General features: G+C 40.7%; 20 protein-coding genes and 2 pseudogenes. 4 read left to right on the top strand and 18 right to left on the bottom strand.

All coding sequences use genetic code 11. The features are described 5' to 3' along the window. Positions 1 to 137: 137 nt before the first annotated feature. Positions 138 to 395 (top strand): annotated as a pseudogene (locus IM496_RS00325) (zinc ribbon domain-containing protein); the annotation flags it as partial. A 77-nt stretch (positions 396 to 472) separates the two neighbouring features. Here the strand turns inward: IM496_RS00325 and IM496_RS00320 are convergent. The 5 genes from IM496_RS00320 to IM496_RS00305 form a co-directional block, all read right to left on the bottom strand. Further along, a complete protein-coding gene (locus tag IM496_RS00320; protein ID WP_079208784.1) occupies positions 473 to 808 on the bottom strand; it encodes a XisI protein in 336 nt (111 codons plus the stop codon). Beyond that, positions 796 to 1,212 (bottom strand): XisH family protein, encoded by a 417-nt coding sequence (locus IM496_RS00315; protein ID WP_287660916.1) that lies wholly within the window; start codon positions 1,210 to 1,212, stop codon positions 796 to 798. Before IM496_RS00315 ends, IM496_RS00320 begins: the two co-directional genes overlap by 13 nt. 144 nt (positions 1,213 to 1,356) lie before the next feature. Next, a complete protein-coding gene (locus tag IM496_RS00310; protein WP_002758886.1) occupies positions 1,357 to 1,560 on the bottom strand; it encodes a DUF6887 family protein in 204 nt (67 codons plus the stop codon). Next, positions 1,544 to 1,699, bottom strand: coding sequence for a DUF6888 family protein (locus IM496_RS22575; protein WP_002737946.1), 156 nt, complete (start codon positions 1,697 to 1,699; stop codon positions 1,544 to 1,546). Before IM496_RS22575 ends, IM496_RS00310 begins: the two co-directional genes overlap by 17 nt. A gap of 474 nt (positions 1,700 to 2,173) precedes the next feature. Beyond that, positions 2,174 to 5,149 carry an nSTAND1 domain-containing NTPase gene (locus tag IM496_RS00305; protein WP_287660915.1) on the bottom strand — a complete coding sequence of 992 codons (2,976 nt, stop codon included), beginning with the start codon at positions 5,147 to 5,149 and terminating at the stop codon, positions 2,174 to 2,176. Positions 5,150 to 5,477: 328 nt separating this feature from the next. On the opposite strand from IM496_RS00305, the gene IM496_RS00300 reads away from it, so the two are divergent. Continuing rightward, on the top strand, positions 5,478 to 5,852 hold the full coding sequence (locus IM496_RS00300; RefSeq protein ID WP_194017635.1) for a CU044_2847 family protein: 375 nt from the start codon (positions 5,478 to 5,480) through the stop codon (positions 5,850 to 5,852). A gap of 68 nt (positions 5,853 to 5,920) precedes the next feature. On the opposite strand, the gene IM496_RS00295 is transcribed toward IM496_RS00300, so the two are convergent. The 3 genes from IM496_RS00295 to gcvH form a co-directional block, all read right to left on the bottom strand. Continuing rightward, complete coding sequence (locus IM496_RS00295) at positions 5,921 to 6,502, bottom strand: hypothetical protein (protein ID WP_149106889.1); 582 nt, start codon at positions 6,500 to 6,502, stop codon at positions 5,921 to 5,923. Positions 6,503 to 6,705: 203 nt separating this feature from the next. Beyond that, positions 6,706 to 7,878, bottom strand: coding sequence for a molybdopterin-synthase adenylyltransferase MoeB (moeB, locus tag IM496_RS00290; RefSeq protein ID WP_194016070.1), 1,173 nt, complete (start codon positions 7,876 to 7,878; stop codon positions 6,706 to 6,708). A gap of 159 nt (positions 7,879 to 8,037) precedes the next feature. Continuing rightward, on the bottom strand, positions 8,038 to 8,433 hold the full coding sequence (gene gcvH, locus IM496_RS00285) for a glycine cleavage system protein GcvH (RefSeq protein ID WP_002758879.1): 396 nt from the start codon (positions 8,431 to 8,433) through the stop codon (positions 8,038 to 8,040). A gap of 79 nt (positions 8,434 to 8,512) precedes the next feature. On the opposite strand from gcvH, the pseudogene IM496_RS22570 reads away from it, so the two are divergent. Together IM496_RS22570 and IM496_RS00280 are read left to right on the top strand one after the other, a co-directional pair. Further along, positions 8,513 to 8,700, top strand: a pseudogene (locus IM496_RS22570) (hypothetical protein). 200 nt (positions 8,701 to 8,900) lie between these two features. Next, the gene (locus tag IM496_RS00280; protein WP_287660913.1) at positions 8,901 to 11,609 is read left to right on the top strand and encodes a bifunctional acetate--CoA ligase family protein/GNAT family N-acetyltransferase; all 2,709 of its coding nucleotides are present in this window, start codon (positions 8,901 to 8,903) and stop codon (positions 11,607 to 11,609) included. Between the two features lie 22 nt (positions 11,610 to 11,631). Here IM496_RS00280 and IM496_RS00275 read toward each other — a convergent pair whose 3' ends face one another. The 10 genes from IM496_RS00275 to IM496_RS00230 all read right to left on the bottom strand — a co-directional run bounded on the left by IM496_RS00275 (position 11,632) and on the right by IM496_RS00230 (position 20,035). Then, positions 11,632 to 12,612 (bottom strand): NAD-dependent epimerase/dehydratase family protein, encoded by a 981-nt coding sequence (locus IM496_RS00275; RefSeq protein ID WP_194016075.1) that lies wholly within the window; start codon positions 12,610 to 12,612, stop codon positions 11,632 to 11,634. 32 nt (positions 12,613 to 12,644) lie between these two features. Further along, positions 12,645 to 13,430 (bottom strand): glycosyltransferase, encoded by a 786-nt coding sequence (locus IM496_RS00270; RefSeq protein ID WP_287660911.1) that lies wholly within the window; start codon positions 13,428 to 13,430, stop codon positions 12,645 to 12,647. Positions 13,431 to 13,452: 22 nt separating this feature from the next. Then, positions 13,453 to 13,602 carry a hypothetical protein gene (locus IM496_RS00265; protein ID WP_228009646.1) on the bottom strand — a complete coding sequence of 50 codons (150 nt, stop codon included), beginning with the start codon at positions 13,600 to 13,602 and terminating at the stop codon, positions 13,453 to 13,455. Between the two features lie 200 nt (positions 13,603 to 13,802). Then, positions 13,803 to 14,474 carry a class I SAM-dependent methyltransferase gene (locus IM496_RS00260; protein ID WP_194016079.1) on the bottom strand — a complete coding sequence of 224 codons (672 nt, stop codon included), beginning with the start codon at positions 14,472 to 14,474 and terminating at the stop codon, positions 13,803 to 13,805. A gap of 49 nt (positions 14,475 to 14,523) precedes the next feature. Next, positions 14,524 to 15,570 (bottom strand): glycosyltransferase family 4 protein, encoded by a 1,047-nt coding sequence (locus IM496_RS00255; RefSeq protein ID WP_194016081.1) that lies wholly within the window; start codon positions 15,568 to 15,570, stop codon positions 14,524 to 14,526. 44 nt (positions 15,571 to 15,614) lie between these two features. After that, complete coding sequence (locus IM496_RS00250; protein WP_194016083.1) at positions 15,615 to 16,562, bottom strand: glycosyltransferase family 2 protein; 948 nt, start codon at positions 16,560 to 16,562, stop codon at positions 15,615 to 15,617. Positions 16,563 to 16,584: 22 nt separating this feature from the next. After that, complete coding sequence (locus IM496_RS00245; protein WP_194016085.1) at positions 16,585 to 17,517, bottom strand: class I SAM-dependent methyltransferase; 933 nt, start codon at positions 17,515 to 17,517, stop codon at positions 16,585 to 16,587. A gap of 363 nt (positions 17,518 to 17,880) precedes the next feature. After that, entirely contained in the window at positions 17,881 to 18,660 is a 780-nt protein-coding gene (locus tag IM496_RS00240) for a Uma2 family endonuclease (RefSeq protein ID WP_287660910.1), read from the bottom strand. A gap of 66 nt (positions 18,661 to 18,726) precedes the next feature. Beyond that, entirely contained in the window at positions 18,727 to 19,014 is a 288-nt protein-coding gene (locus IM496_RS00235; RefSeq protein WP_416209701.1) for a DUF433 domain-containing protein, read from the bottom strand. A gap of 295 nt (positions 19,015 to 19,309) precedes the next feature. Further along, positions 19,310 to 20,035 carry an FkbM family methyltransferase gene (locus tag IM496_RS00230; RefSeq protein WP_194016089.1) on the bottom strand — a complete coding sequence of 242 codons (726 nt, stop codon included), beginning with the start codon at positions 20,033 to 20,035 and terminating at the stop codon, positions 19,310 to 19,312. Between the last annotated feature and the right edge of the window lie 179 nt (positions 20,036 to 20,214).

Here is a 20,214-nt window from a genome sequence, read left to right as displayed (position 1 = left end):
TGGAGGGATCAGGGGTAAAATTCAGGTACTTTTTCCCTGAAAATTAGGTAACTGACTACCTCAAAATCGGTAAAACCCTACACCCCACACCCCACACCCCACACCCTGCCCCCACCAACAAACTTTTTCAGCAGACCCTAGATAGATGGTTTCCTAGCTCTAAAAGGTGTAGTAATTGCCGGCATATTGTCGAAAAGATGCCGTTAAATGTTCGAGAATGGGATTGTCCAGACTGTGGGACACACCATGACCGAGATGTTAACGCTAGTAAAAATATTTTGGCCGCAGGGCTTGCGGTGTCAGTCTGTAGAGCGACCATAAGACCAGAACAGAGTAAATCTGTTAAGGCAGGTGCGGAACCCCGCAAGGGAAAGAAGCAGAAACCGTTCGGCTGAGCTCACGGCCGAAGCCTAAATCGTGAGGTTTGGGAATCGCCGTCCGTTTTACGGCGGCGAGGATGTCAATCTATAGCTTATTTTACAGCAAATTCAGTATAGGGTCGAATATGTTCGGGTTTAAAGGCAAGGACAATTTGCTCTTTAGGAATACCGGCGGCTAATAAATCAGTGGCAATACCGTCTTCGGTTCCGTCTCGTTGTATCCAGATTTTACCATTAATAATTTGTAAATGCAGTAAACAGCCATGTACTCTTTCTCGGTTATCCCAACCTTCTAAGAGAATTAGATAGTTATCAGAGTCTTTGTCAATAATGAGGAGGCGGTTTACCTCTCCAGTAGCATAGCGCAAGTTTGCATAATAACGGAGAGATTCAATAATAATTTTTCTCATCTTTTCTAACCTATCCATCTTAAAATAACCTCCTCAATTTCGTCAAAAATTAATAATTTTAATCGTTTGTTGTCTAATAAAACTTGACCAATAGGATCTTCAAAAATATCGGCAAAAGCTTGTTGATGAATTGCTAAATATAAAGTTCTTTCAGATTTTAGTTTTGTCAATAAATCATAGTATAAAATATATTGTCCTAATGCTTTTTCTAAGTCGTCGATAGATAATTTGCCAACAAAACTTTTAATTTCAATGGCAATTTTTTGATTGTCTTTTTCGGCGGCAATAATTTTTTCTGCTCCTAAGTCAATATATAAATCTCTTTTTCCCCAGCGAATAATTAGGGGGTCATGGGTAATTGTCCAGCCATCTTTGTCTAAGGCAGTTCTCACGGTATCATGATAAATATCTTTTGCTGGCATTTTTATTATAACTGATGATTATTAGAGATGCAGCGATTTTGGTACTGTTGAAGAATCGGTGATTCGTCTTTTTCATCTCGTTCCCAGTTTCTACCTGAAGCATACATTAAAGCAGAGCCTTGGTACAAGCAAGTTAAATTGATTTTATTTATCCATTTTTGCCTTGAGAAATTCTTCTAATTTCTTCATATCTTCTTGACTAGGAGTAAGGGTAAATCTAGTTACACCTGATTCAGTTCGCATTCTATCCATATAAATTCTTAGGGCTTCATCATCTTCTCGATGGGAGAGGACATATTTTCTTAATTCTGGGCGAGACATTTGGTAAAAATCAGGTTGATGATTCATCTTCAAACTCCACATTAGTGAGCAAGATGCTCACATTACTATTTTCATCATACCGAAATAGATGAATATCGGTATAGAAGTTAGACAGGGTTTGACACATTCTAATGCAAGTAAGCATCTGTTCGGGAGTGGGTATCATTATTGATGGCTTTTTCCTCCAATTTACGAGTTTATACCTGTAATAAGTATAGCATACTACTGGATTGAAACAGCTAATTTAGTGCCTTAGATTTAAGGGAATGCGAGCATCCTGCTCGCTAATTATTCAGGTAGTCTGCTCGCTAGATGTTATAGTCATTTCAAATAAGTTTGAGACATAAGCTTTTCATCATTTAAATTGGTATTTGAGGTTGTAGGGGCGAAGCATTCGGATAAGAAATCTACGGTTTCAGCGATAGGTTATTGCCCGAATGCTTCGCCCCTACGGGAGTGCTTACTGACAATAATAGTGAGCTAGGTGAGTCTTATCTCATTCTTATTTGAAACAACTATATATACCAAGCCAGAGCCTTGGCACAAGCAAATTTCAAAAAAAAATTCGCTCGCTACGCTCGCTTAAAAGGGAAAAAAATACAGGATAAAGGGTAAAAGTGAAAGAGAAAAAAGGGAAAAGCTAAGTCCTCGACGACGCAACTACCCGCAGCCCGACGTTGCTGGCCCTATTAACGGGATAGTACCTGCCGCGGGAGGCACAACGGCAGTTCCCTGGGCCGAGGTCCCACGAACCGCCGCGCAGCAACTTTAATTGAGAATGCTTCTCAATTAGCCACGCCCGGCCATCTATTGGTGCGCCTTCATAATGATCATGCCAATCATCTAAACACCATTCAAAGACGTTCCCGTGCATATCATAAAGTCCAAAGGCATTGGCGATTTGAAACCTGCCTACGGTGGTCGTCCTTGCAAGAGCAGTTTGTGCATAATTTGCCAAAGCTGGGTCAATTTTCCAACCAAAATGATAAGGCGGATAAATCGGATTTTGGCTTAATTCTTCACTGATAACTGATAACTGATAACTGATAACTGACCTACAGGCATATTCCCACTCCGCTTCACTGGGTAAACTGTATTGATAGCCTTTCCCTTTTTGCTGAGACCAATGGGATAGTCTCTCACAAAATTCCACTGCTTCGTACCAACTAATACATTCCACTGGTCGGCGGCTATACCCTTTATGGTAGGAAGGTTCTGGGTTAAGATCCCGTTCAATTTTAGGCATAGAAGCCACTACTCGCCACTGCGCCTGCGTTACTAGATATTTGCCCATCAGAAAGGGAGAAATTTTGACCTTGTGTTGCGGAAGTTCATCTGGATATGCTCCTGCTTCTCCTTCACGAGAACCAATCCAAAACTCACCACCAGGAATCTCCACCATTTCTAGGCTTATTTCACCTTCTAACTGTTCGATTACTGTGCTTGGTAGGTCATTTTCTGCGATGATTGAGAGGGCAATATTTCCTTGCTTATCAACCTCTGCTGTCCAGATAGGAACCTCCTCTCCCCACTGCTTCAGTAACCAGGAAGCTGACAGCCTTATCTGTGCTTTTTCCTTCTCATCTGTGAGTAATTGCCATAGCCTTTCTTGATTGAAGAATAATTTACGGACTGCCTCTTTTTCTAATGTCTCTCGCTCTAAATTATCAATATCTGGACTTCTCAGGTAAGAACGTAACTCCTCCTGGCTACTAGCTTGGAGAAACTCTTGAGCCAAGTCCGTAGTTTCCACTGTGTCTTTATATTGTTGCAGAACTTTCTCCGCGTCTGCTAACTTGTCACCCGACCACAAATAATCCTGAGATTTGTTATTTTTCTGCCAATTTTGGGCATCTTTATCCACCTGTTTCGCTAATTCTCTACCCTGGCGAGTTTCGGTTCGCCACAGATTCAGGTTGTCCCACTTTTCAATTAAAGCTTCATGGGCTAAATCTACCCAAGCTTCTTCTTCTCGTTCAGTTTTTCCCGTTACTAAAAGGCGACCTTTTACTAATCCTTGTTTTCCTTCAATTAGTTCTGTTAAAACTTTTTGTCCTTCTTGATTATCTCCGGCTAAAGACAAGATAAAGGCTTTTGATTGACGCAATCTGGTATCTTTTTCCCCATCTCCTATTTGCAGAAGATTCAAGAAAATTCGCTTGATTAAAGTTTTCTCTGCTTCCGTTCGCTCTTTTACAGGTTTTTCTTCTTCATAATCCCTATATTGATAGACTTTATCAGCTTGACAATTTAACGCTCCTACTATCCCACCTATCGCCTCATAAGTATCTAAAGTCAGCCGATGTTCTGCCTCATCTCGTTTCTGCCAAAGCTGGGTTAAAGCAAACTCTAATAAGGGTAAAAATCCTGGTTCTTGTTTAATATCTTCAAGGATTTTATTGAGCAATTCTTTCGTAACTTCATAGCCTTGCAGTTTGGCTGGTTCGGTGATAGCTTCTAGCAAATCTAATCCCCTTAGATCTGGCAGGTATTCGGCGTTATTTTGAATCAGTTGTCGCAGCCCATCGTAACGCAAACAGGGTTCAATGAAATCCGCCCTCATGGTAGCGACAACTGCCAGAGGAAAGTCAGGAATTGTGGCAACTTGAGTAATCAATTCAATAAAGCGATCGCGCTGTTCCGCTAGAGCAAAAGTGAATAATTCCTCAAACTGATCCACCACCAGCAAGAATTTGTGTTCGCGGGGAAAAAGCTCTAATAGCGGTTTTAAGCCTTCGCTGTCTTGATTATTGATACATTGATCCAGCAATTGTTGATCATCTCGAAAATAGGGTAACAGCAAGCTTTCCAACATTGTCAACGGCTTAAATCCAGGCTTGATCGGTTCGAGAATTTGCCATCCTAATTCTTCCAACCAAGGAATCAATCCTGCCAGAACTACCGAAGATTTACCACTTCCAGAAACACCAATTAAAGGTATAAAATTCTTCCTTTGATTCAGTTTTTTCTCCAAGGCTTCTACTATGGTCTGCCGTCCGAAGAAGAAAGGGCGTTCCTTTTCAGTAAATGCCAGCAATCCTTGGTAGGGACAAATTAATTCATCTCTTGCATTGTAGAGTGGTTCCTGTCGTTTCTCTGCTGAAGCTTCAGGTTGTTTATTACTTCCCAATAAATCCCTCTCCCACTTGCCAACAGATGCACTTACTAGACTGGCTAATTCATCGGGATTAGTGAAAAAACTAACCAGTTTCTTCTTTCCTAACTCCTGGCGTAATTGTTTTATACACATCCCATTCTCTCCTTGTCCTGTAACTTCATCCATCTGGTTTCTCGACCAAGGATGATTTTCTTCAAGGAGAAAAATAAATTGAGGTTTCTGTTTTTTTTCTGCTTGGCGATACTCTAATTCTGTAATCGATTTGCCTTCGGGGTTTTCCTCATCAGGAATGTAACCATATCTCCAGGCAAAAATTCCCACATACCAGTCACAATTATCTACATCTTTCAGACATTTCGCCAGTGGTGGATGCTGTCCAGTAGCGACATAATCTTCCATTGCCACTGCATCATGTCCCAGCCGCCGCAAGGCTCGATACGCTGCTTCTCGATACTCCTTCAAATCCCCATAGGTCGAGGAAATGTAAACCTTAGCCATTAGCTTCCTCCTAGCTTATCAATAGAAGTTAAACGGCAACCCTTCCTAATGGTTTCTCAACCTGTCCCAATCATAGTAAATCTTTGGCGGGTTTGCTCAAAGGTGGCAGCAAATTGGGGTTATCGTAATAGTTAATGCCGATGACGAGGACGTAGCGAGCCATAGACAGTCAGCAAGGGATAGAAATATTTTTTATATTAGGTTATTTTTTGGTAAACTGCAAGGAAAGCATAGGCCCTCTCTTAGATAATCTTTTCTTATCATCACAAGTACGGGAGAGCCGAGAAATAGTTAAGAAAAAAGTTAATTTTCAATTTTTGCATTATTTATGACTCGACTAACTCCAATCCAAATTGACGAAAACACTCTAATTTATATAGAGTCCACCGATGACCTAGAAATTCCTGCCGAGACAGTAAAAACCGAGGGAAGAGTTGCTAAAAGGGGAACTTCTATACCAGATAAACAGCAAGTTTTACAGAATTTTCAGACAATTGAAGATACAATTCGTACCTACACTACTTATACCTTAAACGCTTTTCGCAATTTAGCCATTGCCAACATTGAGGAAGTCACTTTACAATTTGGTGTGGAAATCGGCGGTGAGGTAGGAATCCCTTATATTACTAAAGGAACCGCTAAAAGTAATTTAAATATTACGGTTAAGTGTACCTTTCCTAAGCCGCCGAACTCGTCTGATTGATGGTTCAATCTTTAACGTTTTCTGGTTCTTCCGTATATTCCCAAAATGAGAGAGCCAAATAATCTTGATTAAGGTCTCTGGTCTTGATTTTGGGGATAACTGGGGAATAGATCTCTGGGGAAATCCTCGGCACTTAAACAGGTTTGTAAAGCTTGGGAGGGATTATTTTTGTCCGCACCACGACTGACAGCGATAACGCACTCGGAAAAGCGGCCGGGTAATAAACTTTGACGACAGGAATCTAAAACCTGTTTAGAAATCCCTAATTTATCAGGTTCCTTGGCTGTTTCCGTTTGTTTGAGGGAATTAGTGGCAAATAAGGGGGCAGCGCGATGGATATCGACCACACAATTACCTAGGTCGATGGGACGACGCACTTGAAAACAAGCTTGCAGAGCCAGATTACCATCGATCGGGGTTTTGGATTTAATCATCACCACACACCGGGATAATTCTTTAGGAATTAATGCTTCTGAACAAGCGGTGGCGGCATCTTCGGGACTGACTCCCGTGCCGACAATCTGACTGATACAGGCACTAAATTGATTATTGTTGCCAAATGCGATCGCTGTTCGGTTCATTTCTACTAAGCCAAGGGAAATAGTAGCGATCGCGCTCCAACTAGCAATTTTTTTAATATGGTTTTTCATTGTTTGCTCACACCGAAGATTTTAAGGCTAACTGGCCTTGATCTTAACAGATTCACGGGGAACAGGAAACAGGGAGATGGGGGAAGGGAATTATGAAGTGGGGAGATGGGGGAATGGGGAGATGGGGGAATGGGGAGATGGGGGAATTTGACTAATACCCCAAAACCCTAACACCCCAAAACCCCAAAACCCAAGGGCCAAAATTAGTATTCTGGTACAGAAGAATCGACTTCACGACTCCAGGCACTGATGCCACCTTTGACGTTAATTCCTTCGATACCTGCCTCTTTGAGGATAGCGAGGGCTTTAGCGGAACGTCCCCCCATCTTACAATGGGCGATAAGACGATAACCGTTGACTAATTCCTTAATTTTGGGAATTGCCGCACCATTCTCGATATCGGGTAGGGGAATTAACACCGAGTTGGGGATATTAGCGATTTGGTACTCGTTGGGATTACGCACATCGATGAGAATGTAATCATTGGCATTGCTGTCAATTAGTGCTTTTAACTCTACTACGGTCATTTCTGTCATTTTTTGCTGTTCTGCTGCTTCTTGTGCCTTCGCTTGCGGAATACCGCAGAATTGTTCGTAATCAATTAGTTTTTCAATGACGGGACGGATAGGATTCGGACGCAATTTTAACTCGCGGAATTTCATTTCCCAAGCATTGTAAAGCAGTAAACGACCACTGAGGGTATCCGGAGCGCCGAGGATAATTTTAATGGCTTCTGTGGCTTGAATTGTGCCGATTACCCCGGGTAAAACCCCTAAAACGCCGCCTTCCGCACAGGAGGGAACCATCCCCGGTGGTGGCGGTTCGGGATAGAGATCGCGGTAGTTGGGACCGCCTTGGTAGTTAAAAACGGTTGCTTGTCCTTCAAAGCGGAAAATTGAGCCATAAACGTTGGGTTTGTCGAGAAGAACACAAGCATCATTAGTCAGATAACGGGTGGGGAAATTATCGGTCCCGTCGATAACTACATCATAGGGGGCTAAAATGTCAAGGGCATTTTCGGAACTTATGCGGGTTTCGTACAAATCCACCTGACAATAGGGGTTAATTTCTAGAATTCTGTCCTTAGCGGAAACAATTTTCGGTTTGCCTACCCAGGAAGTGCCGTGAATAATTTGACGTTGCAGATTGGAACTATCGACGATATCGAAGTCAACAATACCGATTCTACCGATGCCAGCCGCCGCTAGATAGAGTAAAAGCGGGGAACCGAGTCCCCCGGTGCCGATGCAGAGAACACTGGCGGCTTTTAGTTTTTTTTGACCTTCTAAGCCCACTTCGGGCAGAATAATGTGTCGAGAGTAGCGTTGAACCTCCTCTTTGGAAAGTTCGATCGCCGCGAGATTAGGATTTAGCATAGATTGGGTAAATAGTGAAACCTGACTCGATTCGGGCTAGAATTTCGTCTCAGCACGGTTTAGAGACAAAAATCAGGAAGACTCGATCGCTTCCTGGATTTTTAATTCTTTCTATGCCTATGATAGTGTGAGGGTCTGGCTCCCTGTTGTTAATATTAGTTAACTTTCCCCTGCTACTTGGGCGCGGTATTCACTAGCGGAGAGGGTATCAGCCAAGGCATTATCGGGATTTTCTACCCGCACTTTTAATAACCAACCCTCCCCGTGGGGATCATCGGCAATTAATTCGGGGGAGTCAATCATCGCTTGATTGCGATCGACTACGGTTCCCGAGACGGGAGGATAAAGATCTTCTACCGCTTTTACCGATTCGATCGTGCCGAAACTACTACCTACTTCCAGTGCCTCTCCCAATTCGGGCAATTCTAGAAACACGATATCACCCAATTGATCGACGGCAAAAGCACTAATTCCCAAGGTAGCGATTTCACCTTCGAGTCTGACGTATTCGTGGGTTTCTAGGTATCTCAAATCCTCGGGATATTCCAGTTCCATCGTCTGTCTCTAAATATTTACAGCATCAGTTAGTTTACTAGATCTCTTGGGGAAAATGTTCATCGGCTAGGGCTGTTTTATTGCCGATCGCTACCTAGGGTTTGGTGAAAAAGTTTTCCTGGTGGCAGGGTGTGGGGTGTCGGGTGTGGGGTGTAGGGTTTTACCGATTTTGAGGGGGTCAATTACCTAATTTTCAGGGAAAAAGTCCCTAAAAATTCCCCCCCATCACTCCAATGGTCGGCACTTTTTGAGGGAAAAAAAGTCTGAAAACCTTACTCAACCAGGTTTTTAGATTTATTCAGCCAACCCTACCTAGACAAAATTAATTACACCGATCGAACCCTGATTAAACAGCTAGAATTGGTCTAGGTTGATCGGGGAACGCCACAGAACACTGGAACAGTAAGGGTTAGCTGCTTTTTTAGCTCACTTAACAATACCCAGTTTAAATGCCTCCTAGCTTACTTATGTTAAATTCCATCTTAGAGCCTCGTGGTGGCGAACATCAAACCATAAGAGCCTTTTTTGAGCCAAAAAACATCGCTGTGGTGGGATTTAATCGCCAAAATCCCCAACTTGATCGCACTCTTTTAAATAATCTCCATCATAATCCCGGTCAGCACCGCCTTTATCTAGTTAATCCTCACCCCGAAAACTGGCTCGATCTTCCCACCTATAGCAGTTTAGAGGATATCCAGGCGGCGATCGATCTGGTAATTATCACCGCCCCTGCTCCCGAAATTCCCGCTATTATCGCCCAATCTGTCGAAAAACAGGTTAAATGCGCCCTGATTCTCTCCACGGGTTTTCGGGAAACTGGACAGATGGGGGAAAATTTACTTAGGGAAATTAAAGCGATCGCTGGTCAAAAATTACGCATCATCGGTCCCCATAGCTCAGGAATCTGTAATATAAGCCAAAATCTTAACGCCACCTTTTCCCCCATCCTGCCGAAAACCGGTTCAATTGCCCTGATTAGTCAAAGTGGGGCGATCGCTGCTGCCGTGCTTGATTGGAGTTTAAGCGAAAATGTCGGTTTTAGTCACTTTATCTCCCTCGGAGTCCTTTTAGATGTGGATTGGGGCGAATTACTCTATTATTTGGGAGACGATCCCCAAACCAAAAGCATCGTTATCTACTTGGAATCCCTGAATAATGCCCGCTCTTTTCTGTCCTCGGCCCGAGAAGTTGCCCTAAATAAACCAATTATCGCCATTAGTCGCCACAGTACCGACTTTGACCCCACTTCTCTTTCCCATGCTGGCAAATTGACCAGCGATCAGCTAACTCTCTCCGCTGCCTTTGCTCGCTGTGGCATCGTGGAAGTACAAAGACTGGCCGATCTCTTGAATATCACGCAAGTTTTAGCGAAAATTCCCCGATTTCCCCGGGGAAAACGCTTGACAATCATCAGCAATGGTTTTGCTCCCGCTCTTTTAGCCGCCTCGGCTTTACTGGCGGAAGATGGACAACTGGCAACCCTTACCCCCGCAACGATCGCACAACTAGCGCCTCTTGTTCCCGCGGATATTGTCCCCCAAAATCCCATCGATCTGCGTCGCGGCAGCGATCCCGATAGCTACGCTCGCGCCCTAGAGATCGCTTTAGCGGATGTACATACCGATGCGGTGTTGATGATTCTCTCGCCTCGCTTTAACACCGATCTGCGAGAAATTGCCCATAGAATCGCTTTAATCGCTCAAAATAGCAAAAAACCCATTTTAGCAAGTTTGATGGGGGGAGAGGGCATTGCAGAGGGAGTAGCGTTATTAAATCAGCAGGGTATCCCCACCTATCGCTATCCCGATTCGGCAGCCCGGGTGTTTAATTTGCTCTGGAAATATGAAGAGAATCTGCGCGGTCTTTATCAAACGCCAATTTTAACCAATTCTCAGGAAAATGGCTCCGATCGAGTTTTAGTTAGCCAGATTATCGAGCAAGCAGGGGATAGAACAATTCTCAGTGAGCCAGAGTCTTTAGATATACTCAAAGCTTATGGAATCCCTGTTATTGTCACTAAAATTGCTGAAAGTGCCGCAGAAGCAGTTAATCTCGCTGAATCTCTCGGTTATCCCGTGGTGATGAAACTGCATTCGAGGACGATTATCCATAAAAGCGCGGTGGGTGGGGTACAATGGCCGCTTTTTTCCCCCATGGCAGTGGTGCAAGCATATCAGGCGATCGAAGCTAATGTTAGCGCACAAGTGGGTGGGGAGCATTTTCTCGGGGTGAGTATTCAACCGATGTTAGAAATCGATCGAGGATATGAGTTAATTATCGGCTCTAATTACGATGATCAGTGCGGACCGGTGATAATTTTCGGTACTGGCGGCCGTTTAGTCGATATTTTTCAAGATTACGCCACCGCTCTACCTCCTTTAAATACTAATCTCGCTCGCCGACTTTTAGAAAAAACCAAGATTTATCGGGCTTTTAACGGGACAAATGGGCTTAAATCGCTTAATTTAGCGAATTTGGAGCAAATAATCGTTAGATTTAGTCACTTGGTTAGTGAACAACCTCGCATTAAAACTATCGATATTAATCCCTTTTTTGCCGATTCAGAGCAATTAATCGCCCTTTCCGCCTCTATCCTTCTTCATCCTCCAACTACTCCCCCAGAAAAGTTATCTCATCCGGCGATTCGTCCCTATCCCGAACATTATATAGGGCCTTGGAGGACGAAAAGAGGCTTAAAGGTGCTAATTCGTCCGATTTGGGCAGCGGATGAGCCTTTAGTGCGACAATTTCACCATTATCTCTCGGAAGAAACCATTTATTATCGTTATTTTCATCTTGTCAATCTCGATCGCCAAACCGCTTATGATCGTCTTACGCGCATTTGTTTTATTGACTACGATCGAGTAATGAGCTTAGTGGTAGAGATTAATAACGATCAGACGGAAGAGCCAGAAATTATCGCTATAGGACGCTTAAATAAACTGCATGGCGTTAATGTGGCGGAATTTGACCTATTAGTTAGGGATGACTATCAAGGTCAAGGTATTGGTACAGAATTACTACAGCGTTTAGTCACTATTGGCAAAAAGGAAGGATTAGACGGAATTGAAGGGGAAATTTTAAGGGATAATCGCGCTATGCAGATGATAGCCGCTAAAGTGGGGTTTTCTCTCTATAAAACTGCCGATTTTGTCAAAGCGGAACTTGAATTATGAAGTCTTTTTGACAGGTTGATCACTAATTTTCTGGCTGAATTGTTTGGGCTAATCCTTGCTCTAAAGTAAAGGTAGGTTGCCAATCCAGGGTTTTTTGAATATGGCTAGAGTCAACAGTAAGAGAACCAAGCAAGCGATCGATATTATAGGTGTTAAAAGGGAGATTTTTCCCTGTTATAGATTCTACCCTATCACCCAGATAACCTAAGAATCTAAGTAGGGTAGTGGGGACGGGTAGCAATTGACAGGGTTGTTGAATTCGTTGAGCAATGAGTCGAATTAATTGGGGAGTAGAAACAGCTTGGTTATCGCTAATTAAAAAGATTTGATTAGCGGCATTAGGATGATCTAAACAGGTAATAATGGCAGCAACTAAGTTACCCACAAAGACAAAACTACGACGATTTTTTATTGCACCAAAAGGTAAAGGTAGTCCCCGTTTAATTAGTTTCATCAAGCGCTCCATATTACCCGGATTACCAGGACCGTAAACTAGAGTAGGACGAATAATTGTCCAAGTCATGTTACTATCTTTGGCAAGGTTAATTAAAGCTTGTTCTGCTTGCAGTTTACTACGACCATAGGGACTATCGGGATGACAGGGAGAGTTTTCTGTGAGTATCCTATCGCTTTGAGTTGTCATCGCACCGATAGAACTGATAAAAATAAAGTGTTTAACTCCTGCTTGAATTGATTGTTCAACTAAGTTAGCTGTACCTTGAGTATTAACCTTAATAAACTCCGCTTCTGGATTGGGAATAGTTTCGTTGATAATATGAGCGCGGGCCGCTAGATGGATGACTATATCAATTCCCTCAAGAGCCTTTTGCCAATTAGTTTTTTCATCGATATGGCCAACTTTGATAGTTTTAATTGGGATAGATAAGGACTGAGACAAATTATTTCGTACTGCTGCAGTAATCTGGAATTTCTGCTGAGACAAAATTGGCAGAAGATAGCTACCGATAAAACCTGTTGCACCCGTGACTAAAATGTTTTTCATAAAATTTTTTACAATTATAATGTTAACCTAATTTACCAAAATTTCCAGCCATACTTACTAAAATAATAAAATGCTGATTGAATAGTCACCCAAGTCAATTTAAGAGATTTTTGCGAACCTCTAGCCCAGTAGTGATAAATATAGGTATTGGGATAAAATACAGACCTATATTTTTCTGCCATTCTCAAGGTTATATCCGCATCTTCTAGATACATAAAAATGTTTTCATCAAAGTATCCAATTTCTTCTAAATATTGACGACGAAACAGCATAAAACACCCAGACAAATAGCAAACGTCCATAATTTTATCATAACCAGTTTCCCTCATTTCATACCAATCCATATACTCTTTAAATATCCCCTGATTAGCTAATTTTTTTGGAAAAAATCTTCTCATAAACAGTGCCAAAAAAGTTGGGTTCTGTTTACAAAGATACTGTATTTCACCGTGGGGATAAAGTATTTTAGGCTGAATTAATCCAATGTCTAAATTATGTTCTAAATAATCTATTAGTTCTAAAATTGTTTTGCTATCAAAGTATATATCGGGATTCATTACTAGATGATAATCATAGTTTTTAGACCTAGCAATAGCTAGGTTTTGCGCTTTACTAAAACCAACGTTATTACCATTATTGAAGTAATAATCTATATCGTATTCCTGAAAATTATCGAATATTTTTTTTAGTTCATCAGTGGGAGAATTATCTACTACAGATAAATTAATTTCCATGGATGTGCCGAACAGAGATTTAATTGCTTGAATAACTATCTCTGGGTCATTTTTGTAAAGGACAAGGGAGGCCGTAAGTTGCATAAGTATCTAAAGCTATCTTTTACTAAAAAGAGTATCCAAACAGTTCTATATCTTCCTTGAGATGTTCACTAATAATATTTTTAGTTTCTTCGTTATAATAACTCCTGTAGTCTCGCTGACGTTGAGGATTTTGATTGACGGTTGCTAGTTTTACTTCTGGTAACTTAAGCAATTCTAGTATTCTCTCATAGTCTTTTTGTCAAGTTTCAAATATAGTTAAAACATTCCCAGTCATTTAAGATAATTTTTCTCAGAGATTTCTCCAAAGACGACAACGCTACTTTGGGATTACGGATAAAAAAAGAGTTGTATTTGCAGGAAATTAACATTTTATTCTCATCTCCAGTTGATTTTTTAGTGACAGTTATAGAACTACATTTTTTTTGCTATGATAACCTTCTGATCTTCAATTACATTGCGCGTCGAGTTTACTAGACGTATTTCAGCGTGAAAACCACAACTTTCTAACCGTTTAGTTATATCCAATCCGTAATTTCTGAAGGCAAGAACTCTTCCCTGTCCTCGAATCCGATCGCCATGATACTCAGGCTCAAGTTGATGTATGATAGTCCCATCAGGCTGTAAGAAACATCTTTCAACTGTCTTCGGTTTATCTAATAAAGGCACGGTAAAAATAAAATATCCATCTTTTTTTAAGACTCTGTAAATTTCAGAAAAACCCTTGCTGTCATCAGGAACATGCTCAAAAACTTCGGTGGAAGTCACTAAATCAAAAGATTCGTCGTTGAGAAAAAGATTTTGAACGTCTTGACAGACAACAGAGTTCTTCATCAACCCTAGAGGTACATCATCAAAGTATTCAGAAAAGTATAAATTCTTAAATTTACCTTTTAAGAATTTATACAAAGCTCCGCGAGAAGACAACTCATAAACAGACGTACTGGTTGAAAAATTTAGAGATTCAATTGTCAAACCAACTGCTCTATGAATTTTAGTAGATCTACAGTTTAAACAACGAGTACCAAAATATCCTGGATGTATCCGAACCACCACAGAACCGCATAAATTACAAATCCCAATCATGTCAATAGAGCCTCCTTTTATTTTTATATATGGTTATAGTTCATAATTTTTAATTAGCATCAATTAATTTTTTGTACTCCTGATAGTAATTGTAACACATACTTTCCAAAGAAAAAAGTTTTTCTGCTTTTAACTTAGCCCGAGAAACTTTGTCTTTAATTTCATCTAACATAAGTATTTTGTTGTTCAAGTCATCTATATCATCAAGTTTGAAAAATGTCACTTCATTGTCGTCAAACATCTCTCGAAATGTCGGAATATCAGAACAGATAATTGGAATTCCTAAACTGGCAGCTTCAACTAATGCAATACCAAATCCCTCTGAACGAGATGGAAAAACAAAAACGTCAATATTAATCGCCGTTTCCCAGGGATTTTCTCGATAGCCTGTAAAAACACATCTTTGGGCAACTCCTAGTTTTCCTGCCAAGAGTTGCAATCGATTAATGTTTTGAGATGTTCCCCCTATTGCTATCAGATGGTACAGTGTATTTTTCTGTAATACTTGTATGATTTGCTCTACTCCTTTTACTTTATTTAGGTTAGAAACTGTACCTATTACAATTTTATTTCCAGTTTTTATATCAGTTCCTTTGATTGTCTTTCTACTGTTATCCATTTTTTTTATTCCATTGTAGATTACAGTGGTATTTTTATAGCCAAGTCCTTGATAGTATCTTTCCATCGTCTGACTTATACAAACTGCTAAATCTAATTTTCGGCAGGCTAGGTTCCATAAATTTCCCCATATATACCCTAGCAGAGGGCCTTTGTCGTATCTGAGTGCATCGACGTGATAGCCATGAATAGTTGTAATCTTTATGCCTTTAATCTTATGGTAATTAATGGCAAGGTACAAATCGGGTTTTAATCCATGGGAGTGGACTATATCGTAATCTTTTAATTCTTGACAAAAACTGGTAAAACTTATTCTTTGAACAGGAGCATTAAAGCTGAGATATTTTTCTTGAGAATTAGTTTCACTGAAGTAGAATACCTTCACCTCATGCTCAGGATAAAGACTATTAGACAGCCACAAAGGTATTCTCGTTAAGCCACTATCTTTGAGACGAGGAATAATATAAGCGATTTTCATATGTCGTATTTGCTCTCAACTTTTATTATCTATCTTCACTGCCATTATGCTGGACTATTTTTGACAAATGTAGTGATTCGCAGTTGTCGCTTAATATACCTCATCATTACTACTGCCAAAGAGAGTAATAATTCTAGTTTTGACAGCTTTAAAACTTCCTTTCTAGCTCTAAATTCTTCCCGCAATGCTAATTTTACATCTGAGGAGCGACCACCCAGTAAAAATTCAGCAGTGGCATAATCAAATTGTTTAGGTTTTGATAATTGAGTGAACCTGAGCCAAAGATGGTAATCCATAGCACATTTATAATTATTGTCAAACCCATTTACTTCTTCTATCAAAGCTCGTTCAGAAAAAACAGTCGAATGGGGAATCGTATTTACTATGTGAAGTAGTTTTTGACTAAATTTAGGAGGACAGAAGCAACCCACTATAGTATCGTCTGTATGACTTCTCAATAGTTGATTACCGAAACACCATCGCCAGCCTTCTGAATTATAAGATGAAACCACTGACGACAGGGTTGTGTCAGCAGCAAATTTATCCCCTGCATGTAAGTGATTAATTAGAATTCCTGTCGCCAAACTTATCCCTTTATTCATAGCGTCAGAAATTCCTGCATCTGGTTCGCTTACCCAATAATCAATTACTTCCTCATACTTGCGTATAATATCAACTGTACCGTCCGTGGAACCTCCGTCTATGATGATATATTCCACGTTATCATAAGTCTGGCTAATGATACTCTGAATTGTCTGCTCTAAGTGCTTTTCTCCATTAAAAACTACCGTTATAATAGTAACCAAAGGAACTGTAAATTTTTCCGATAACTCACTTGTCTCCCCGTAGGAGTGCTTGAAATATCCCTTTGTTCTTAATCCTCCTTCTCCCTTGCGTTCTAGATTTGCTGGAGATAATATTGGATATTGTAGGGGAGCAGAAGTGAGTTTACGAGTCGTGGAAAAATTATGATTAAGATTAATTATTTTCATGTTTTTTTACTGCGAGTAATCTTTAAGCAATCATCCAGAAAGAACCGGGTAATCGATCTTCATTATAAGCATTGATATTCTCAAGAAACACAGAATTCTTATAAGAAGATACCATAGATAGGGATGCCAAAATTTCAAACTTTTTGTTAAATTGTAGAAAGGTCTCTAAAAAGTATTGCTCGTTCCAGTATCGTGATTCTTTGAGATTCCATTCGATGGGATAATCATAGGGAAAGAATATATCGTGAATATGAACTAAAACTCCCGTTTGTAAACGGGGATAAACTTGAAGAAATTCAAACTCCACATCACTACCAGACTTAAACACATGACTAGAATCAACGAACAGAATATCATCGGTTTGCAGGGATTCAAAAACAGACAAATCTACGGATTCTACCTTCTGGGTAAGCAAACTAAATTCTAGAAAATCTTTACTAACATTAGCAAAGTCTTTTAAAAAATCTTGAGGATAAGGCTCGATCGAGATCAGTTGTGATTTTTGGGAATTTTCTCTAAAATTCATTTTTAAAGCTGCGGCGATAATTTTAGTGCTACCACCCGACCCAATTTCAATTATCCGAGACGGCTTTTTTTCTCTGACCATAGTATAGAGGACTTCTGCATCGCCACTAATGAGAGCAGAAGTATCTTCGGAATAACCAAACGCTGAAAAAATTTCTTTATTGTTAAATTCTAAAGCATATTTTTCTAGTAAATACCTAACCAGTTCAGTTTGCTTGTCTAGATGCCATTCAATTGAGCTAAGAGGCCTTTCTTTGCCCGCGTAGGTCATAATTTCCTGACGGTTGGGTATCGGCTGATAAAAATGGTCAGTAATTAGGGTGTAGCCAATATTTCTTAAGAGGGGATTGAATATTTTTCTGGCCAGGGCAAATTTAATATTTTTTCTACCCTGTTCGGTTTGCATACGGTTAAGTAATTTATTCAACATTGTCAACCTTTACACTACTAATATTTACTGTCATGTTTTGTCGTCAAAGCCAACTGGGAACTGGCCTCCTTGATCAAACTATTACTAGCTGGTTGTTGCCTATTAAATCTTGACAAAATACTGATGCGGCAGCCTGTCACCGATAATGGGCAATTTAATTAACCGACCAGTTCAAGACCCGATTCAATAGGTATATTGGGTACATCTTAGCTGATGATCGACTTCTTGTAAAGAAAAATTTTAACCAGCTAACACCAGAAAGCGAACAAGAGTTTTCTAAGGTTATTGGTTGTCCATGCTTGATATTCCTATCCTATTAGCTTTCTGGAGAGTCATTGTACTTTGGCCGGTCAACATCTAGATTTATTCTGGCAAATCTCCAAAACGCTCTCGATAGCGTTGAAGCAATGCTTCCAAATCCTCAGCCCGCATTTTTTCCTGTTGGGCCCGCATTCTTTCCTGTTCGGCCCGCATTCTTTCCTGTTCAGCCCGCATTCTCTCTTGTTCAGCCCGCATTCTCTCTTGTTCAGTTAGCTCTGACTCCGTGGGCAGTAAATCGCCGGCAAAAGTCGCCCAACGCAGCCAAACTGCCTCAACTCCCTTATACTCCCCTTGCCAGCGTACCAAAGCTAACCCTAGCCTTTGACTGAAAAATCTTTCTCCCATCTCTAGAGATAATGGCTCGTAGTTGCCGTCTCTAAGGATAAAACCCGCCCAGTCTTCAGGATTAAAGGGATCGTACCAGAAATATTCTGGTACTCGCAAGCGGTCTTGATAGATGGCTTTCTTTTCAGTTTTATCCTGTTGAGCGGTACTTTCAGAAAGGAGTTCGATAACCACATCGGGAGCTTTCCCCTCTTGCCAAACCACCCAACTTTTTCTTTCCGCTTTGGGAACCCCCAGGACAGCAAAGAAATCGGGACCGCGAAATTCCTCGTTTTTTAACTGTGCGGCGCTGAAATAAACGAACATATTGCCGCCTACATAGCCATCTTCCCTAGCAGCTAACCAGGGTAACAAGGTATCTATGAGTATATCCATCTGGAGTTTATGTCGTTGGGTTTCCATAGGAACGCCGTCATCGCAGGGCAATTCATCTTGGGTGGGCAGTGAAAGTCGAGAAGGGGCAATAGTTGAAGTCATCGGAGTCACGCTGGTGATCAGACTTAAGGAGCTTTTTCCTCTAGCATTGGGGAAAATATCTAGGGGCTAGAATTGAGATGGGGGCAAAATGTTATGGTAATTATAGCCTTCTTCTAGGAAATTAGAGTTTTTTAAGCACATATTATAGGCTTGAGCTGCCTTCAATTTTTGGTACAGCAAAGGACTCTTTTCTCTACAAGACTGTTGTAGTTGCTGAAACTCGGCTTCACCCTTTTTCAGATAGGCATCGACAAGCTCTCGATTGGCCAGATAAAAAGCGATCGCACCATAAACCTGTTCGAGGGAAAGAAGTGGAAAATTTTGGGCAATACTTTCGGGCGATTCTCCGTTCAAGAAAGAATAGACAACTGAGTCAAGGGAGATACGAGTTCCTTTGAGCCAATATTCTTCGTCTCGTTGCTCGATGTACTGTTTTGTTGGGATGGGGGCTAATTTCAGAGGAGCAATGTTGCTGTTTAGCTAAAAGGATAAGAAATCCCATTACCAAGTAGGAATATCATTGCTAGGACTGGGGTATAGATTTTTGGGGATGTCTCTCTCGTTGTGTACGCATTGTGTACATAGGGTAGCACTGTTTGAGAAAGGATATCAACAAATAACTTTGCTCATGTTTTACCAGATTAAAAATTTAATCTGGTTTAAAGAAAATGCCATCCATCTGCAACATCCTCCCAGTTTTTTCGGCAGTAAACCCTGGTTCAATACCGTACAGTTCGTAACCTAATTTTTCTACGATATCAATCATTTCTTGAAACAGGACTTGACCTTCGTAGAGAGGGACTAAAGATAATTCAAGCTTAATGCCTTTAACCAAAGGCAAAATTGCAGTTGCTCCTTCTAGCACTTGTTTTTCCAATCCTTGCACGTCTATTTTGAGGAAAATGGATTTAGTTTCGCTTTTGATATAGTTCTTGGCAAGGGTATCTAGCCTGCTCAATTTTACTGTTTCTGAACCACAGTAAGCTGATTCAGGTGCAGATTCTAAGTGAGCATCCAGCATTGGCAAAGCTGAACTACTATAACTATTACCAGCAATATTGATGATAATTTCACCTTCTTGGTTGCCAATGGCAGCTTGGGGAGCAATTTCCCACAGGGGGTCTTTTTCACTGACAGCTTTTAGTTGATAGTAAGCACTTGACAGAGGTTCAAAGGAAACAATCCTCCCCGAATAGCCTAACTCTCGCAGTAATTTGGCATATTGCCCAATATTAGCGCCAACATCGAATACTAAGTCAATATTGTTATAGGCTAACAATCGCTGCATTTTCGCCGCTTCAGATGTTTGTACATTGTATCTTTTTAGATCAACTCCTAAACTTCTGGAGAGTTTCTTAATCGTCTTTTTGATCATAAGATCTCTTGCAAAAGTAATCAAGATATATCCTTTTGTCGGTAACGAAGTTCGTAATTAGACCTCTTGCATAATTTTTTTATGGTATAATATAAGGGTTTGCTTTTTTCTCAATTCTTAGATTGAAGTGGAAAAAAGAATAAAATGTGATCTTAGGTCAGGAAATCATCTATAATTTT

It is taken from the genome of Microcystis sp. M049S2, from assembly GCF_020245625.1.
GTDB lineage: Bacteria > Cyanobacteriota > Cyanobacteriia > Cyanobacteriales > Microcystaceae > Microcystis > Microcystis ichthyoblabe_A.
The sequence above is the reverse complement of the archived record's forward strand: the minus strand, read 5'-3'. Positions and strand labels throughout refer to the sequence as shown.

Excerpts from the sequence above, each read along its gene's own strand:
- IM496_RS00320 (WP_079208784.1), bottom strand. The coding sequence starts at position 808 with ATGGATAGGTTAGAAAAGATGAGAAAAATTATTATTGAATCTCTCCGT.
- IM496_RS00315 (WP_287660916.1), bottom strand. The coding sequence starts at position 1,212 with ATGCCAGCAAAAGATATTTATCATGATACCGTGAGAACTGCCTTAGAC.
- IM496_RS00310 (WP_002758886.1), bottom strand. The coding sequence starts at position 1,560 with ATGAATCATCAACCTGATTTTTACCAAATGTCTCGCCCAGAATTAAGA.
- IM496_RS22575 (WP_002737946.1), bottom strand. The coding sequence starts at position 1,699 with ATGATACCCACTCCCGAACAGATGCTTACTTGCATTAGAATGTGTCAA.
- IM496_RS00305 (WP_287660915.1), bottom strand. The coding sequence starts at position 5,149 with ATGGCTAAGGTTTACATTTCCTCGACCTATGGGGATTTGAAGGAGTAT.
- IM496_RS00300 (WP_194017635.1), top strand. The coding sequence starts at position 5,478 with ATGACTCGACTAACTCCAATCCAAATTGACGAAAACACTCTAATTTAT.
- IM496_RS00295 (WP_149106889.1), bottom strand. The coding sequence starts at position 6,502 with ATGAAAAACCATATTAAAAAAATTGCTAGTTGGAGCGCGATCGCTACT.
- moeB (WP_194016070.1), bottom strand. The coding sequence starts at position 7,878 with ATGCTAAATCCTAATCTCGCGGCGATCGAACTTTCCAAAGAGGAGGTT.
- gcvH (WP_002758879.1), bottom strand. The coding sequence starts at position 8,433 with ATGGAACTGGAATATCCCGAGGATTTGAGATACCTAGAAACCCACGAA.
- IM496_RS00280 (WP_287660913.1), top strand. The coding sequence starts at position 8,901 with ATGTTAAATTCCATCTTAGAGCCTCGTGGTGGCGAACATCAAACCATA.
- IM496_RS00275 (WP_194016075.1), bottom strand. The coding sequence starts at position 12,612 with ATGAAAAACATTTTAGTCACGGGTGCAACAGGTTTTATCGGTAGCTAT.
- IM496_RS00270 (WP_287660911.1), bottom strand. The coding sequence starts at position 13,430 with ATGCAACTTACGGCCTCCCTTGTCCTTTACAAAAATGACCCAGAGATA.
- IM496_RS00260 (WP_194016079.1), bottom strand. The coding sequence starts at position 14,474 with ATGATTGGGATTTGTAATTTATGCGGTTCTGTGGTGGTTCGGATACAT.
- IM496_RS00255 (WP_194016081.1), bottom strand. The coding sequence starts at position 15,570 with ATGAAAATCGCTTATATTATTCCTCGTCTCAAAGATAGTGGCTTAACG.
- IM496_RS00250 (WP_194016083.1), bottom strand. The coding sequence starts at position 16,562 with ATGAAAATAATTAATCTTAATCATAATTTTTCCACGACTCGTAAACTC.
- IM496_RS00245 (WP_194016085.1), bottom strand. The coding sequence starts at position 17,517 with ATGTTGAATAAATTACTTAACCGTATGCAAACCGAACAGGGTAGAAAA.
- IM496_RS00240 (WP_287660910.1), bottom strand. The coding sequence starts at position 18,660 with ATGACTTCAACTATTGCCCCTTCTCGACTTTCACTGCCCACCCAAGAT.
- IM496_RS00230 (WP_194016089.1), bottom strand. The coding sequence starts at position 20,035 with ATGATCAAAAAGACGATTAAGAAACTCTCCAGAAGTTTAGGAGTTGAT.